The 16,492-nt window shown below is 32.4% G+C and carries 11 protein-coding genes; 7 read left to right on the top strand and 4 right to left on the bottom strand.

The window, feature by feature from the left end:
- Window positions 1-18: 18 nt before the first annotated feature.
- Window positions 19-1,431: a hypothetical protein gene (locus EI427_RS04510; protein WP_126612075.1), complete on the bottom strand. Its 1,413-nt coding sequence runs from the start codon at window positions 1,429-1,431 to the stop codon at window positions 19-21.
- 348 nt (window positions 1,432-1,779) lie between these two features.
- Here EI427_RS04510 and EI427_RS04505 point away from each other — a divergent pair, with 348 nt between their 5' ends.
- Complete coding sequence (locus EI427_RS04505) at window positions 1,780-2,010, top strand: hypothetical protein (RefSeq protein ID WP_126612073.1); 231 nt, start codon at window positions 1,780-1,782, stop codon at window positions 2,008-2,010.
- A 56-nt stretch (window positions 2,011-2,066) separates the two neighbouring features.
- Here EI427_RS04505 and EI427_RS04500 read toward each other — a convergent pair whose 3' ends face one another.
- Window positions 2,067-3,251, bottom strand: a complete 1,185-nt coding sequence (locus tag EI427_RS04500; protein WP_126612071.1) for a J domain-containing protein — start codon at window positions 3,249-3,251, stop codon at window positions 2,067-2,069.
- Window positions 3,252-3,460: 209 nt separating this feature from the next.
- Here EI427_RS04500 and EI427_RS04495 point away from each other — a divergent pair, with 209 nt between their 5' ends.
- The 5 genes from EI427_RS04495 to EI427_RS04475 all read left to right on the top strand — a co-directional run bounded on the left by EI427_RS04495 (window position 3,461) and on the right by EI427_RS04475 (window position 10,074).
- A complete protein-coding gene (locus EI427_RS04495; protein WP_126612070.1) occupies window positions 3,461-5,185 on the top strand; it encodes a phospho-sugar mutase in 1,725 nt (574 codons plus the stop codon).
- A 214-nt stretch (window positions 5,186-5,399) separates the two neighbouring features.
- Window positions 5,400-5,774 (top strand): hypothetical protein, encoded by a 375-nt coding sequence (locus EI427_RS04490; RefSeq protein WP_126612068.1) that lies wholly within the window; start codon window positions 5,400-5,402, stop codon window positions 5,772-5,774.
- 116 nt (window positions 5,775-5,890) lie between these two features.
- Window positions 5,891-6,724 carry a hypothetical protein gene (locus EI427_RS04485; RefSeq protein ID WP_126612066.1) on the top strand — a complete coding sequence of 278 codons (834 nt, stop codon included), beginning with the start codon at window positions 5,891-5,893 and terminating at the stop codon, window positions 6,722-6,724.
- Window positions 6,725-6,954: 230 nt separating this feature from the next.
- Window positions 6,955-9,471 (top strand): family 20 glycosylhydrolase, encoded by a 2,517-nt coding sequence (locus tag EI427_RS04480; protein WP_126612064.1) that lies wholly within the window; start codon window positions 6,955-6,957, stop codon window positions 9,469-9,471.
- 204 nt (window positions 9,472-9,675) lie between these two features.
- A complete protein-coding gene (locus tag EI427_RS04475; protein WP_126612062.1) occupies window positions 9,676-10,074 on the top strand; it encodes a hypothetical protein in 399 nt (132 codons plus the stop codon).
- A 106-nt stretch (window positions 10,075-10,180) separates the two neighbouring features.
- Here EI427_RS04475 and rocD read toward each other — a convergent pair whose 3' ends face one another.
- Window positions 10,181-11,422: an ornithine--oxo-acid transaminase gene (rocD, locus tag EI427_RS04470; protein ID WP_317125737.1), complete on the bottom strand. Its 1,242-nt coding sequence runs from the start codon at window positions 11,420-11,422 to the stop codon at window positions 10,181-10,183.
- An 85-nt stretch (window positions 11,423-11,507) separates the two neighbouring features.
- Complete coding sequence (locus EI427_RS04465) at window positions 11,508-13,601, bottom strand: OmpA family protein (protein ID WP_126612060.1); 2,094 nt, start codon at window positions 13,599-13,601, stop codon at window positions 11,508-11,510.
- A gap of 360 nt (window positions 13,602-13,961) precedes the next feature.
- Between EI427_RS04465 and lon the strand changes: the two genes are divergently transcribed.
- Entirely contained in the window at window positions 13,962-16,424 is a 2,463-nt protein-coding gene (gene lon, locus EI427_RS04460; RefSeq protein ID WP_126612058.1) for an endopeptidase La, read from the top strand.
- Window positions 16,425-16,492 lie beyond the last annotated feature (68 nt).

Genomic DNA, 16,492 nt, shown 5'->3' with positions numbered 1-16,492 from the left:
ATAATTACTAGTAGTTTACTAGAACTTATTATCTACAATATTAATAAAATCCATTACAGCATCTGTAGTGAAATCCCATTCGTACTGTTGAGCATAGTCAGATTTAATTAATCCAATTGCTTCAGTATAATCGTTACAGTTCTCTAATTTTTCTAATGCTAGATTCATCACATCTGCATTATTATCAAATAACTCTTTTTGGAAAACAAACTTCTGATTAATACTAATAGTAGCTTTAATACCAGCATCATTTGAAGATGCCCCCCTTAATTTATCTAATAATGTCTGCCCCTCTTCCTCTTGTCCATCATTTAATGATTCTAGAACATCTTTTGTGTCATCAGCTTCTTCAATAGGAGTTTCTGATACTTCATTAATAACCTCCTCAACCTCTTTCTCTTCTCCAAAAGTAATTACAGAAACTTCTGGCTCAGATGATACTAAACTTTCTAAAGAAGACTCTAACGCATTTTCGAAAGAGGAATCCTCCGTTTCCTGTACTTCTTCTTCCTCTTCAGGTTTATCTTCATGAGAAATTGATTCAGTAACGATATCTTCTAAATTAACTTCTTCTAATTCTACTACTACAGGTTCAATTTCTGAAGCTAGTTCTTCTAAATTCTCTTCCTCTTTTTCTTCTATACTTGCAATTACTTCCTCTTCTTTTTCTTCTTCAATTTCTTTTTCAGCCTCAAAGTCAAAACTGATAATATCTTCAGATAGTTTTTCAATATCAATTGATGCCTCTTCTGAATCTAAATCAATTGTTTTCTCCTGAACTGGAGGCTGATCTAGATATCCCGGGTGCAATTCAAATAACCCGACTGGTAATATTTCATTAAATAATGCGACTATATTTTTAGGATCATCAATTAGCTCTGGATGATGAGAAATAGTATTCCTTGCAATGTTAATTGCATCAATTCTACTAATATTAACCGATGCTTCTTCTTCTAAAGCAGCAAGAACTTGAGCAGAAAGATTTGGATGTATTTTTATGTATCCAAACATTGGCACTAAGTAATTCTTTAAAGGAATTTTCATGCCTTGCATCCCAAAAAATTCTTCATAAAAAATTTCTGGAGCAAATGTAAGAACGAGTACATCTCTAACAGCTTTTTGTAAAAGTGGCAAGAAATGTATGCGTGATATATGTATATTTTTAGAAAGAGCATTCATTAAATGCCCTAAAGAGGTACGAACAGATTCCGCTGAATAATCAAAATAAGGACTTTGAATACGAACGGCTTCTTTTTGCCAGGTTTCAAATATTCTCTTTAAAACAAATAAATTGACACTTTCTATAGCTGTCAAATTTGTTATTTGAATTCCTGTTATATAATCATGTTTTGAGAAGAAATCATCACAAATAGCGTCTGCAAATTTTTCAGAATAAATATCTATTGCAGCTAGATTTGGTTTATTGCTCATATTAAAAGTATGGTCCAAGGGAATATTTAATACTAATATAGTGCGTAGGAGTCAAATCTAAAAAAAAGTTTACACTGTTCTTAAATAATAGTAAAGATTATCTTCTTTTTGTTACTTTCTCGTTATTACAACCCCATTCTTACACCAATTACTCTACATTTTTAGGTTTTAAAATTTTATACTACAAAAAATAAAATCAGTTATTTTTAATTGAATAACAGCACAAATTGACGTCTTACATTAAAGTTTATTATATTAATAGAAAAGAATTCTTGTGTTTCAAGTTTGAAACCCTAATTTTGTGTTGACTATGCGCAATCAGTCAAACAAACACTATTTAAAGAGTTTATGAAAAAGTTTTTTATCTATAGCAGTGTTCTTGCTCTTTTAGCAACACTAACTTCGTGTTTTGGCCAACACAACCACGCTCCTAATCCGGGTGTTCATTTAAACAGTAAAAGAATTTACGGACCAAGCAGAGCAGCTGCTCCGGAGCAATTGGAAAATCAATATCCAAAAGCTGATTCTGAACTTTTAATGAGAGTTGAAGACATTCGTAATAAATTATATCCTAATTAGGAAATAATTCTTTACATAAAAGCACCTTTTTCATAATATTTGGAAAAGGTGCTTTTTTATTGGCAATTTTCTGATAGCCAATTTGTAGCTTGTAAATGACCTAAATTGGTTGCTCTACGCATTGCTATACACGCAGCAGAATTATCTCCGTTTTTCTGAAAAGCCAAACCCAATAGATAATTTAATTTTGGATCGTCAGGTTTTAACCTCAACGACCATTTACAATCTCTAATTACATTTTCGTATTCACCTCTTTCCATATGTAAACGTGCACGAAGAATATAAATAGACAGGTGTGTGTATGGTATTTCTTGTCCTTCTAAAACTAATGCGTATGCATCCCCATAAAAATCCTTATAATATTCTACGGTAATGCCTACCCCTCTAGTTAGAATTTCGATAGCTCGTTCTGAATCATTAAAGCCAGTAGCATATACCTCAGAAAAAGCTGGATAGATAGATAAATCATACTTGTTCTTCTGAATCAAATAATTGAAGGTAACCTCTGCACCTTTATAATTCCCTCTATTAAACTGAGCAATTGCCAATTGCCATAGCATTTCTACAGAAGTATCTTCTTTCAATTCGTTCTGAACATCACCAACAATTTCAATTACCTTATCAAATTCTCTCTCCTCAAAAAGCAATAAAGAATAGGCTTCAACTTCAGACAATAGGCTATCGTAAATAATATCACTTTGTTCGGATAAATAAGTTAATTTAAAATGAAGTGAATCTGCTTTTCGTAAAGCCATTCCAAAATTTCCATTTTCAGATAATTGCAGTACCTCTTCGATTTCCTTTTCTTCAACAAGAACTCTTTCTTCAACTTTTTGATTCTCTAGATAATTATGCGATACTACAAATAAGAATACAATCCCAATTAAAACAATTGTAGTACCTACTCCCCATTTAATAACTTCTTTATCTTCCTTTTCTTTGTCTGATTTAGAATATGCTGGCTTGTAATTTTTTAATAAATCGGATCTTTTCTGGAAATTCACTTCTTCCTGTTCCTTTTCTAATTGAGAATATTTTAGCCATTCATCATACATTAACCTCTGGTAAGGGTCTGAAAGATTTTGATAAGCTGTAGCAATTAGTTTAAAATATTCTTCAGATTTTGGGCTATTTTTATTTCTATCGGGATGATATTTCTTGGCCATCGTTTTATAAGCCTTCTTGATTTCTGAAGGAGAAGCAGTAGTGTTTATTTCCAGTATTTCGTAATAAGAAAACATAAAAAACTTCTTTAATTATAATAAAGCCTATACCGATTGAAATTGTTTAAGAGGAACACTTTCTTTATAATTTAACTAATCAATCTAAAACAAAGTATATAAAAACATAATTTGGATAATTATTGTCATTAATTGATATAAATCAGTTTATTCTTGATGATCTTTTGTGTTTCTTTGCGCAAAGAAAAACTTCTTAAAATATTATCAAGATGGATCAAATAATAAACCAAAATGTTGCTGCATGGTTGGAAGGACCTTTCGACGATGCGACAAAACAAGAAATTAAACGCCTACAAGCAGAAGACACTCACGAACTAAAAGAAAGTTTCTATAAATCTCTTGATTTTGGAACAGGTGGTCTACGTGGTATTATGGGAGTTGGTACTAACAGAATGAACAAATACACAGTTGGTATGGCCACTCAAGGTCTTGCTAATTATGTAAAACAAGAAGTTGAAGGTACTCCTAAAGCTGCAATTGCATATGACTGTAGAAATAACAGTGCATATTTTGCAGAAGTAGCGGCAAACGTATTAGCTGCTACAGGATTTACAGTATACTTATTTGATGCTTTACGCCCTACTCCAGAATTATCTTTTGCAATTAGAGAATTAGGATGCCACACGGGTATTGTAATTACAGCATCTCATAACCCTAGAGAATACAACGGTTTTAAAGCATACTGGTCTGACGGTGGGCAAGTTGTAGCTCCTCACGATACAAACATTGTAACTGAAGTTCGTAAAATCGAATCTATCGACGATGTTAACTGGGAAGGTGGAGAAGGTTCTGTAATTAAAATCAATAAAGAAGTTGATGAGCCTTATTTAAAAATGCTTGAGGGACTTTGTATTTCTCCAGATGCAATTAAAGCTCAGAAAGATTTAAAAATTGTTTTTACTTCTATTCATGGTACAGGTATTACTATGGTACCACCAATCTTAGAACGTTTAGGTTTTGAGAATGTACATATTATTGAGGAGCAAAAAGTTACAGATGGAAATTTCCCTACTGTAGTTTACCCTAACCCAGAAGAAGCAGAAGCATTAAGTATGGCGCTTGCAAAAGCAAAAGAAATTGATGCTGATATCCTATTAGGTACTGATCCTGATGCTGACCGTGTTGGTATCGCTATCAAAAACCATAAAGGCGAGTGGACTCTTTTAAACGGTAATCAAACTGCCGCTCTTTTATTTAACTATGTGATTTCTGCTCGTAAGAAAGCTGGTTTAAATAAAGACAATGATTTTGTTTGTAAAACAATTGTTACAACAGACCTAATCGACCGTTTTGCTGCTGCACATAACATGCCTTGTTATAACGTATTAACTGGGTTTAAATTTATTGCAGAAGTAATTAAAGAAAAAGAAGGTAAAGAAAACTTTATCGTTGGTGGTGAAGAATCATACGGTTACTTAATTGGTGACGCCGTTCGTGATAAAGATGCAATTGCAGCTTCTGCAATGATCTGTGAAATGGCTGCTTTCTATAAAAATGAAGGTAAATCTATGTTCGATCAGCTTATTGATATTTATGCTGAACATGGTTACTTTAAAGAAAAGCTTATTTCTATTACTAAGAAAGGAATGAGTGGTGCAGACGAGATTGCTCAGATGATGAAGGATCTTCGTGCTAACCCTCCTGCCACTATTAATGGTTCGAAGGTTTTAGAAATGAGAGATTACCAATCTTCTATTGCTACAGATTTACAATCTAAAGTAGAAACTGTAATTGATCTACCAAAATCTAACGTGTTACAATTCTTCTTAGAGGATGGTACTAAGATTTCTGCTAGACCTTCTGGTACGGAACCTAAAATCAAATTCTACTTTAGTGTAAATACTTCTTTAAGTTCTGCTGATGAATATGATGCAGCCGATGAAGTTCTTGAAACTAAAGTTGCTAAGATTATTGAAGATATGAAGTTGAACTAATCGTTCATTTCAGATTATAATAAATTGAGAAGCCGTATTAGAGTTAAAATACTTTAATACGGTTTTTCTTTTTTTAAGAGTATTTCCCCTTGTTAAAGGAGAATGATTAAAAAAAGTATTATAATAAAAAAACTTATGTGAAAATATTGTCCACCCTTCCAACCAAATAAGTGTATTGCCGTTGATTATACTATGATAAAAACGTCATAAGACAATGGAAAAAATCAATACAATAAAATATCGAAACCTTCTAATAAGAGAACAACAGTACCTTTTTATTACTGTATTGTTTTTAGTTATTGGTAGTATTCCATTTATGACGGGGAGTTTTAAAATCACCCCTCCTATCATTCAACATTCAGTAGACGAAGGCGAACTAATTAATGATGAAGTTTTAATTAGCACTCATAGTTCACCAACTATAGGTTCTGCAATAATTTCTTTCGAATCTGAATCTGAACCACCAAATAGAAGACACCCAGTAAATGAACGCCTGTTTTATATTATATTTTCTGCAATAGTTATTTTTATGGTTTACCCTGTTCGGTATTTAATATACCTTCTTAATTACCTTCTTGAATTAGATTAATCACTAAATATTTGTTAAGTTTTTAACTTATTTTAAAATATTTAACAACGGATAGTTATGTTCAAAATGGAGATCATTAGTTTTACTGCTGATTTACATAACTCTTATATTACTGAATGAAAAATCTATTTTTATTTGTTGTTTTAATTCTATTATCACACACAAATTTTGCCCAAAATAATTCCTCAAAATTACCAAAAAAAGGTACTTTATCTGTTACTTGGGGATGGAATTGGAGTGCTTATACACCTTCAGATATACATTTTAAGGGAGAAGGTCATGATTTTACAATTCGTGACGTGAAAGCTTCAGATAGACCTTCAACATTTGATATGAATACTTATGTAGTTCATTTCACCACACCACAATATAATTTTAAATTAGCCTATTTCTTAACAGATAATTGGAATTTTTCTTTTGGTGTAGATCATATGAAATATGTGATGAATCAAAATCAATATGTAACAATTGATGGGACCATAAATACTGGCGGCCCTTACGACGGTCAGTACAACAATGCTACAATTCAATTAACTAATGATTTTCTAACTTTTGAACATACCGATGGTTTAAATTATATTTATTTAGGTGCTAATAGGTTTGATGAACTTTTCAACTTTGAAAAAATAAATTTTGCCAACATTGCCATTAACCTTACTGAAGGAATTAGTGGTGGTATGTACTACCCTAAAACAAATTCAAAGTTATTGGGCAACGATAGATTTGATGAGTTCAGGGTATCTGGTTTTGGCTTTGACGCCAACATAGGTTTAAACATTACGTTCTTTAATTACTTCTTTATTGAAGGAGATTTAAAAGGCGGTTATGTTAATATGCCAAATATTTATACTACTCCCAATCCTTCTGACAGAGCAGATCAAACGTTTTTTTATACACAATATAATTTTGTCTTAGGAGCTAACATTCCATTAGGCAATAAGAAATTATAAAAGTCCTCTTTAAATAGTATACTTTTAAATTAAGGTTGAATAGCACAAATGAATGCTATTCAACCTTTTTTAATGTTAATTGTACATTTATCATAAAATTAATGTCGTTTAACCTCAAAATAATGCCTCTTAGCTAAAACTTTTCTTGTTGAAAATCATAAGAAGTACTTTGCGATAGTTATTTAGATTGAAACAAACTATCGGGAAGCCGAAATACATATACGACATTTATGAAAACTCAATTTATTTTCTTCTACTTGTTATTAATTTCCCTTGCATCTTGCGTAGGAACAAAGGAAAGCAATAAAAAAGACATTACTATCCATTGGAAACAACAAGCAAATGATGTTAATGACAAACATGAATCATTTGCTGAGTTAACAATTAAGAACGTCGGATCAACTCAATTAAACAAATCTAATTGGGCTCTTTATTTTAATAATAAACCTTGTACTCAACTAGATGTTGCAAAAGTTGGGGCAGATGTTTCGATTGAACGAATTAATGGTGATTTCTTTAAAATAACACCTAAAAAATCTTTTAAAGGTCTAAATAGCGGTGATAGTATCGTCGTTTCTCTATATACGAATAGTCCTGTTATTAAATACACAGACAGAGCTCTTGGCTTCTACTTTGTATTTGATAAAAATGGAAAAGAAGAATTCTATGAGCCTGCCTATTCCTATGGTTCTTTATCTCCAGAAATGGCTCAAATGTCTACATCAGATACTTACGTTGTAGAGACAAATGAGATTAGATACGAAGAAAATAAGCAGTTAAGTAAAATCACTCTTTCTACAGAAGATAAAATTATACCTACTCCACTTAGTGTAACAGAAACTAAAGGACAGTTTGATGTATCGAATGTAAAAGAAATCGTTGCTGATAAAAATACTCAACCTCAAGCAAAGCTTCTTCAAGAATATATTAAATCAACTCTTCATCAAGAAGTAACTATAGTAGACAAAGTTTCTTCTGCTGTTGCTATTCAATTAATCAATAAAGAAGTTAATGCAAATACAGAAGCTTACTCACTAACAATACAAGCTAATGGCATTAAAATTATAGGTAGCGATAAAGGTCTTGTTTATGGTATTCAAACCTTAAGAGGTTTATTACCCTTAAAAGGTGAAGACAATTCTATTCAATGTGCAAAAATTGTTGACCAACCACGTTTTGAGTATAGAGGTTTTATGTTGGATGTTGCTAGAAACTTCCAAACAAAAAAATCTGTTTTAAACCTGTTAGATGTAATGGGATTCTATAAAATGAATAAGTTACATTTTCATTTAACAGATGATGAAGGTTGGAGAATTGATCTAAAAAAATTCCCTGAGTTAGTTGAGGTTGGTAGTTCTAGAAAACACCCAACTGATAAATTCTCAACAATCCCTTCTTATGGTTCAGGTCCTAGAGGTACAGAAGGAATATCTAATGGTTACTACACTAGAGCCGATTATATAGAGATTCTTCAATATGCAAAAGCAAGAAATATTGAAGTAATTCCAGAAGTAGATGTACCTGGCCATGCAAGAATTGCAATTAATGCTATGCGTTTGCGTTCAGATAGATTAAAAACTCAAGAAAAAGTAAAAGAAGCAAATGAGTTTACTTTAGACGACCCGGAAGATGTTTCTGAATATTCTTCTGTACAAGGTTTTAACGACAACACAATTTGTCCTTGCGAAAATTCATCATATAACTTTATCGATGCTTTAATTGGTGAGTTTAATGATATTTACACTGCTGCTGGTGTTCCTTTAGAAACGATGCACCTAGGTGGTGATGAAGTTGCACATGGTGTTTGGGAAAACTCTCCTTCATGTAAAGAATTTATGAAAGAGAACAATCTTGAAGATATTGAAGCTCTAAAAGGATACTACGCTTTACGTATTGCGAAAATTGCAAAAAAGAACAATGTAAAACTACAGTTATGGGATGATATTCTTCATCATGCAAAAGGAATGTCTCCAGATAACCTTACGTTAAATGCATGGGATAATACTTGGGGTGCAGGTACTGAAGACTTTGGTTACAAACGTGCCAATGAAGGATACAATGTAATTATGACTTCTGTATCTAGCCTGTATTTTGATATGGCTTATACAAAAGAAGTAGATGAACCTGGTTTTTACTGGGGAGATTACAATAACACAAGAAACATATTTAACTATCTTCCGACGCACTTATTTAGTACAGATCACAAATTAAAATTAGGTGGTATAATAACTAAAGAAGAATTAAGCAAGAAAGAGACGTTAACGGCAAAAGGTTTAAAACATATAAAAGGTATTCAAGGAGCACTATGGTCGGAAACACTTAAAGGCCAACAAGATGCTGAGTACTTATTATATCCTAAAATGTTAGCGCTTGCAGAAAGAGCATGGTCTACATCTGTGGTTAAAGCGGGTGATTCAAAAACAAAAATTGAAAATCGTATAAACCAAGATTGGAATACTTTTGCAAATGCAATTGGCCAAAGGGAGTTTAATCGTTTAGCGTCATGGAATAGACATTACAGAATACCTCCAGTTGGTGCTATTGTTAAAGATGGAAAAGTAGAAGCAAATATTGGCTTCCCTGGTTTAACAGTAAGGTACACAACAACTTCTGATACACTTGATGAGAATTCTAAAATATATACAACTGCAATTCCTTTAACAGAATCATTACAGTTGGCCGCATTTGATAAATACGGGAATAAAGGTAGAATTCAGATCATTTCGTCTTCTAAGAAATCGATATAATTATACTATAACTAGCACAAACAAATAACTTCAATTTAAAGGTTGTTTTAGAGGAAACTTTAAAGCAACCTTTTTCGTTTAGAAAACTTTATTTTTAAGACAAAATCACTATTATTCTTTTTTGTTAACCTATAAAAGTGATGAAATTGAGTTTAGATTTTGGTTTATCAAATGATCTTATGAACTTTGCAAAAATTTATAGATATGGAAAACACACCAGAATTAAATAGTCAAGGGAAATACTTAGGTACAATCACTAAAGATTTTATCAAAGTATACTCTGTTTTACAAGAAGCTTCTTATCAAGTTAGAAAGAGAAATTTTTCTAAATACCCTATTTTTCCTGTTTCTAAAACATCACTAAGTATTGGCCAACATCTAGTAGGACCAGATCAAAAAGAGTTTTTAGAATGGAACTATGGCGTTTCTTTTGCTGAAGAATTTTTACAGAAAGAATTAATTTTAGCTGATAGATTTGAGGAGTTTAAAAAATCATACAAGAATCCAGATGAATTTTGCTGTTTATTTGTAATTGATGATGAGTTTGTAAACTTTGTCTACATTCCTTATCCTCTTGATGAAGACGGAAACGAAATTCTATAGCAATAATTTTTGATCATAAATTAAATTCATGATCAATATTTTTGCATCAAAAAAAGGGATTGATATTCAGCTGAACATCAATCCCTTTCTATTTTTATAGTAGTATTTACTTTTCAAAGTTCATAACAACATCAGTAATAATAGTGATACAATCTTCTAATTGCTCTTCTGTAATTACCAATGGAGGTGCAAAACGAATAATATTACCATGTGTTGGCTTCGCTAACAATCCTTTATCCATTAATTTATAACAGATATTAGTTGCTGTTTTACTATCCTCAGAATCATTTACTAATAAAGCATTCAAAAGTCCTTTACCTCTTACGCCTAACAATAAATCTGTCTTAGCAGATAATTCTTCCATTCTTGCTCTGAAAACCTCTCCCAAACGGAAGGCATTTTCCGTCATCTTTTCTTCCTTCAAAACTGTAAGTGCTTCCATCATTACAGCACACCCCAGAGGGTTACCACCGTATGTAGAACCATGCTCACCAGGATTAAATACATCCATTACTTCAGAAGATGTAAGAACACAAGAAACAGGATAAAAACCACCTGAGATTGCTTTTCCAAGAATTACCATATCGGGTTTTATTTCATCGTAATCAGATGCCAATAATTTACCCGTTCTTCCAACACCTGTCTGTACTTCATCTACCATGAAGAGTACATTGTGTTTGGTGCATAACTCTTGTGCTGCTTTTAAGTAACCATCTTGCGGTACATAAACACCAGCTTCTCCTTGAATTGGCTCTAACCAAAGTCCTGCAACATTTGGATTCTTTAATGCTTCTTCTAAAGCTGATAGATCATTATAAGGTACAATTTCGAAACCTGGCATAAATGGGCCAAAATTTGTTGTTGCTACCGGATCTGTTGATGCAGAAATAATGGTAGTTGTTCTACCATGAAAATTCTTTTCAACACCAATAATCACTGCTTCGTTTGCTGGTATACCTTTTTTCTCGTATCCCCACTTACGTGCAAGCTTAATTGCTGTTTCATTACCTTCTGCACCTGTATTCATTAAAATAGCACGCTCAAAGCCAAAAGTTTCACAGAGCATTTTCTCTGCTAAGCCCAATTGATCAGAGTAAAATGCTCTAGATGTTAGGGTAAGCTTAGATGCTTGTTTAATCATTACATCCAAAATTCTTGGATGAACATGCCCTTGATTTACTGCACTGTATGCAGATAAAAAATCGTAGTATTTGTTTCCTTCTACATCCCAAACGAAAACTCCTTCTCCTCTCTCTAGAACTACTGGTAACGGAGCATAATTATTAGCCCCGTATTTTTTTTCTAGTTCGATCGCTTCTTTCGATGAGATAGTCATTACATTTTCCATAATAGTAAGATTAGTATGTGCGTGTGTATGTTTATATATTATAGTTTCTCAAATATGAAATATATGTTTCTACTTTCCAAACTAATCAATCTTCTCCCCAATCTACATCATCATCAGACACGGGTACGGAAATTCTATATTCATCCAAAAAGATCTTAAATTCTACTCTTCTATTTAGCCTTTTTTCTTCTTCGTTAGAAGGTTGAACAATAATTGGATCATTGTCTCCCTTACCATCTGCTATAACTCTATTGCTTTCTAACTCTCCGTAATTAACAATAAATTCTTTTATAGACTCGGCTCTTTCTTTCGATAATTTGACATTTGCTTCAGAATTACCATCAGCATCAGTATGTCCAGTTACAATTAGTCTGTAGTTTGTATGTTTCACTAAGAAATCAACGACTAAGTGCAAGTTGTTTTCCATTTCTGGTTTTAATTTCGCACTCCCTGGATCAAAATCAATTGATGCAAAAGACAATGAACTATTTACTGAAATTGCTGGAATCTGAACGTGTTTATCTCCTTCAACAAAAAATATTTCTTCTATCTGAAAAAAGTTATCTCCTTCAATTACCAACAGGTACTTCTTATCATTTATTAATTCAAAATCAAAAGACCCATCTTCTCTAATAGATTTTGGAGCAACTTCTACCCTATCCGATAAATCGATGACTGTAACAACACCCTTAAAAACTTCTCCGGTAGATTGTTCTGTAACTCTACCAGAAAAACGAACTGTATTATTAGGTTTAGCTTCCATAGGTAATGGAAACGATTGAAGGTCTAAATTTGGGTCTCCTTTTACTTTAGATTTTGCGTAGTACAATTGCTTAGCATCTGCATCTATTGCAAAGTAATATTCATCACCTCCACCGTTTACTAACGGGCCAACATTCTTTGGTTCACTAAATCTTCCATCTACAATGAATGATTTATAAATATCAAAGCCACCAAAATTTACTACTCCTAAAGATGAGCTAAAATACAAAACAGGGAATTTTACATGTGGGTATGGGCTTAACTCGCTTCCTCTAGAATTAATAAAAGGACCAACATTCTTTGCTTTACCCCACGCTCCTTTTTCTGATTTAATACTCATGTAGATATCGCTATTACCAAACCCCCCTTTTCTATCGGAGGCAAAAAACAACGTATCTTCAGTCATAGATAATGACGGGTGAGAATCCCATGCATAAGAGTTTATATTAGGTCCCAAATTTACAGGCTCACTCCATGTAGAGTCACCTACTCTATTTGAATAATAGATATCACAATCTCCTAACCCTCCGGGAGCCATACATCTAATAAAATAAAGTGTTTTACCATCTTTTGATAAATATGGAGAACCCTCATTATAATTCGAGTTTATTGCTTCAAAAGCCACCGCTTCTCCCCACATATCAAACTCCGTTTTTTCACTTATATAAATATCTTCGTTTGCATTTTTCGGATTAAATTGTTGGTTAAAAGCCGAAGTGTCTCTACCACTTCTATTACTTGTAAACAATAATCTATTTTGATTTTCTCCACCTAAGGTCATTCCATAATCAGAAAACTGTGAATTCACCTGGTCACCCATATCAACCAATACATCTTCCGGGGGAGTTAATGTATCTATTAATGCTCTTTTATCAACAAGCCTGTAATAATCTTCGAGGTTTGCATACAAAGGCTTTTCAAATAAAGTAAGTGATTCATAATGCTTTAAAGCTCTACTAAAATCACCTCTATAATGTCTTAGAATTAATCGATATGTTTCTTTTGCTAAAACTCTATCGCCAAGGTATTCAGATACATTCGCTAAGCGCCAAAGTAAATCCATATCCTCCTTCACCATAAAATTATTTATACCAAAAGAAGTTACATATATATATAATTGTTCTCTGTATTCATCCCATTGCTTATTACGTTCAAGTCTAGCAATTAAAGCCAGTTGCTGATCGTTTCTATAATATGGTCTAACATTAATATTAGGGAATTTCAAACCAGGTAATTTAACCACCTTATTTATTTTGGTAGGTTCAAATTCCGAGATTTTCAATCCACTATCTTGTTGCTCTTTTTTCTCTGCTTCCTTTTTTTTCTTTCTTTTCTTTTGGGAGAAAGTTGGGTTAGAAAAAACTGCAATAATTAGTATAAAGAGTATAAATCCGCTTCTTGTGAAGATGCTTCTCATAGTTTATAGGCTTACAGCACTAAAATAGTAACTGCAACTTGTTCTTTTATTATAATTAACTCCATAATTTAACGAAAAATTAAGTATCATTTACCTAAATATTCCTATTTAAATTTAATCTCTTAATTAATCTCACATTCGTTAAATTGAAGTTGATATTTTATTAACGATAAAAAAGTATTTTCAGTACCTTTGTGGGCCTTGAACTTAATATCAAGAAATATACACTTCCATAGTTGTGCCACATTTGTCAGTTTAAACTGAAAATATGTCAGTATTTACCAATTAGGTACAATTATGTATAAAATAAGTAAATGAATTGTCGATTTGGCATTCATAAAAGATCAGACAAACCTCAGCATGAGAAGTAAAGATACATTAGCCCAAGGGCTCCTATCCAATATAAATAACGACGCTATTATTTCTGTTATAGCAGAAGACGAAACTGAAAGTTATAATTTAGATGATATTGAAGAATTAGAAGTACCCATATTACCTCTAAGAAATATGGTTTTATTCCCTAATGTACTTATCCCTATCACAATTGGTAGAGAGAAGTCGAATAAATTAGTGGAGTATGCATATTCTAATAAAAAATTCATAGCCGTTGTTGCACAAAGAGATGCCTCTGTTGAAGATCCTGGAAAAAAGGATTTACACCAGTTTGGAACATTAGTGCAGATTATAAAAATATTAAAACTTCCTGACGGTAATAGTACAATCATTGCGCAGGGACGTAAAAAAATAGAATTAAAAGAATTAACTTCTGAAGAACCTTACCTTTCTGGGAAAGTAGTTGTTCATGAAGAAGATTTTTCTAAGATTAAGAAAACAGAAGAGAAAGCTTTAGAGTCTTCTTTAAGAGATGTTGCTTATGAAATTCTAAGTTTAAATAGAGATATCCCTCAAGAAGCTTCTTTGGCTTTAGAGAATATTAAAGGTTTAGATTTCTTGGCTAATTTTATTGCTACAAACATTAATGCTGAAGTTAATGATAAGCAAAAAATATTAAGAATTTCTGATGGAAAAGTTAAGGTTGAGAGGCTATTAAAGCTGATGAACAAAGAGGTTAACTTGTTAGAAATTAAAAATGAAATAGCAGGGAAGACTAACGTAGATATTGATCAACAACAACGTGATTATTATTTACGTCAACAAATGAAGGTGCTTCAAACGGAACTTGGTGCAGAAGGACCCGATGAAGAAATTGCAGCTTTAAAAGAACGTGCAGAGAGTAAAGATTGGCCAGAAAATATAAAAGAACATTTTTACAAAGAACTCGCTAAACTTTTACGTTCAAACCCTGCCGCAGCAGACTTTGCAGTATCTATGAATTACTGTGAGTTTATGTTGGACTTGCCTTGGAATAAAATTACAGAGGATTCTTTCGACTTGAAAAATGCTCAAAAGATTCTTGATAAAGACCACCAAGGTTTAGAAAAAGTAAAAGAACGTATTTTAGAATACCTTGCTGTTCTTAAGCTTAAAAATGATATTAAAGGACCTATTCTTTGTTTATATGGCCCTCCTGGTGTTGGTAAAACATCTTTAGGTAGATCAATTGCAAAAGCATTAGGTAGAGAATATAACCGTATTTCATTAGGTGGTTTACACGATGAAACAGAAATCAGAGGTCACCGTAAAACTTATGTAGGTGCTATGCCTGGTAAGATTATGCAAAGCATAAAAAAATCTGGTGTTTCTAACCCTGTTTTTATTCTTGATGAAATAGATAAAATCGGAAACAACTTTAGAGGAGATCCTTCTTCTGCATTTTTAGAGGTTCTTGATCCAGAACAAAACAATGCATTTACAGATAATTACCTTGAAGTAGAATACGACTTATCTAAGGTGTTATTTATTGCTACTGCAAATTCATTAGATACCATTCAACCTGCATTACGCGATAGAATGGAAATTATTGAAATTACGGGTTACACGTTCGAAGAAAAAGAAGAAATTGCTAAAAAGCATTTAATTCCGAAACAAAGAACTGAGCATGGTTTAAAAGCTAAAGACTTTACAATCTCTGCTAAAGGACTTAAATTCTTAATAGAAAACTACACAAGAGAATCTGGTGTACGTGGTCTTGAAAGAACTATTGGTTCTGTTATTAGAAAAATAGCAAAATCTATTGCTATGGAAGAGGAGTACAAAAAGTCTATTGGACCAGACGAGGTAATAAAATACTTAGGAGCTCCAATTTTTGAAAGAGAAACATACCAAGATAACGAATATGCTGGTGTTGTTACTGGATTAGCTTGGACGCAAGTTGGTGGTGAGATTTTATTTATTGAAAGCTCATTAAACAGAGGAAAAGGTAGATTAACCCTTTCCGGACAACTTGGTGATGTTATGAAAGAATCTGCTACTACAGCTCTTTCTTGGCTAAAAGCTAATGCAGAAAAATATGGAATTGACCATAGAGTATTTGAAACATACGATTTACACATTCACGTTCCTGCTGGTGCTGTTCCTAAGGATGGTCCTTCAGCAGGTATCACAATGTTAACTTCTATGGTTTCTACTTACACACAAAGAAAAATCAAATCTAAGTTAGCAATGACTGGAGAGATTACTTTAAGAGGTAAAGTTTTACCTGTAGGTGGAATTAAAGAAAAATTATTAGCTGCAAAAAGAGCTGGAATTAAGGAAATCATTTTCTCTGAAAGAAATCAAAGAGATGTGAAAGATATTCCAGAAAAATACACTGATGGTTTAAAACTGAATTTTGTAAAAGATGCAAAAGAAGTTTTAGAAATTGCTTTAATGAAAACTAAAGTAGATGACCCTATCAATTTTGAATTCCCAAAGGAAAAATAATCTTTCCTAAATAGGATATATTTATAAAGAGCTATATCAAGTACATTGATATAGCTCTTTTGCTTATT

Origin of the sequence: Flammeovirga pectinis (assembly GCF_003970675.1) — a bacterium.
In the GTDB taxonomy this organism is placed as follows: domain Bacteria; phylum Bacteroidota; class Bacteroidia; order Cytophagales; family Flammeovirgaceae; genus Flammeovirga; species Flammeovirga pectinis.
The sequence above is the reverse complement of the archived record's forward strand: the minus strand, read 5'-3'. Positions and strand labels throughout refer to the sequence as shown.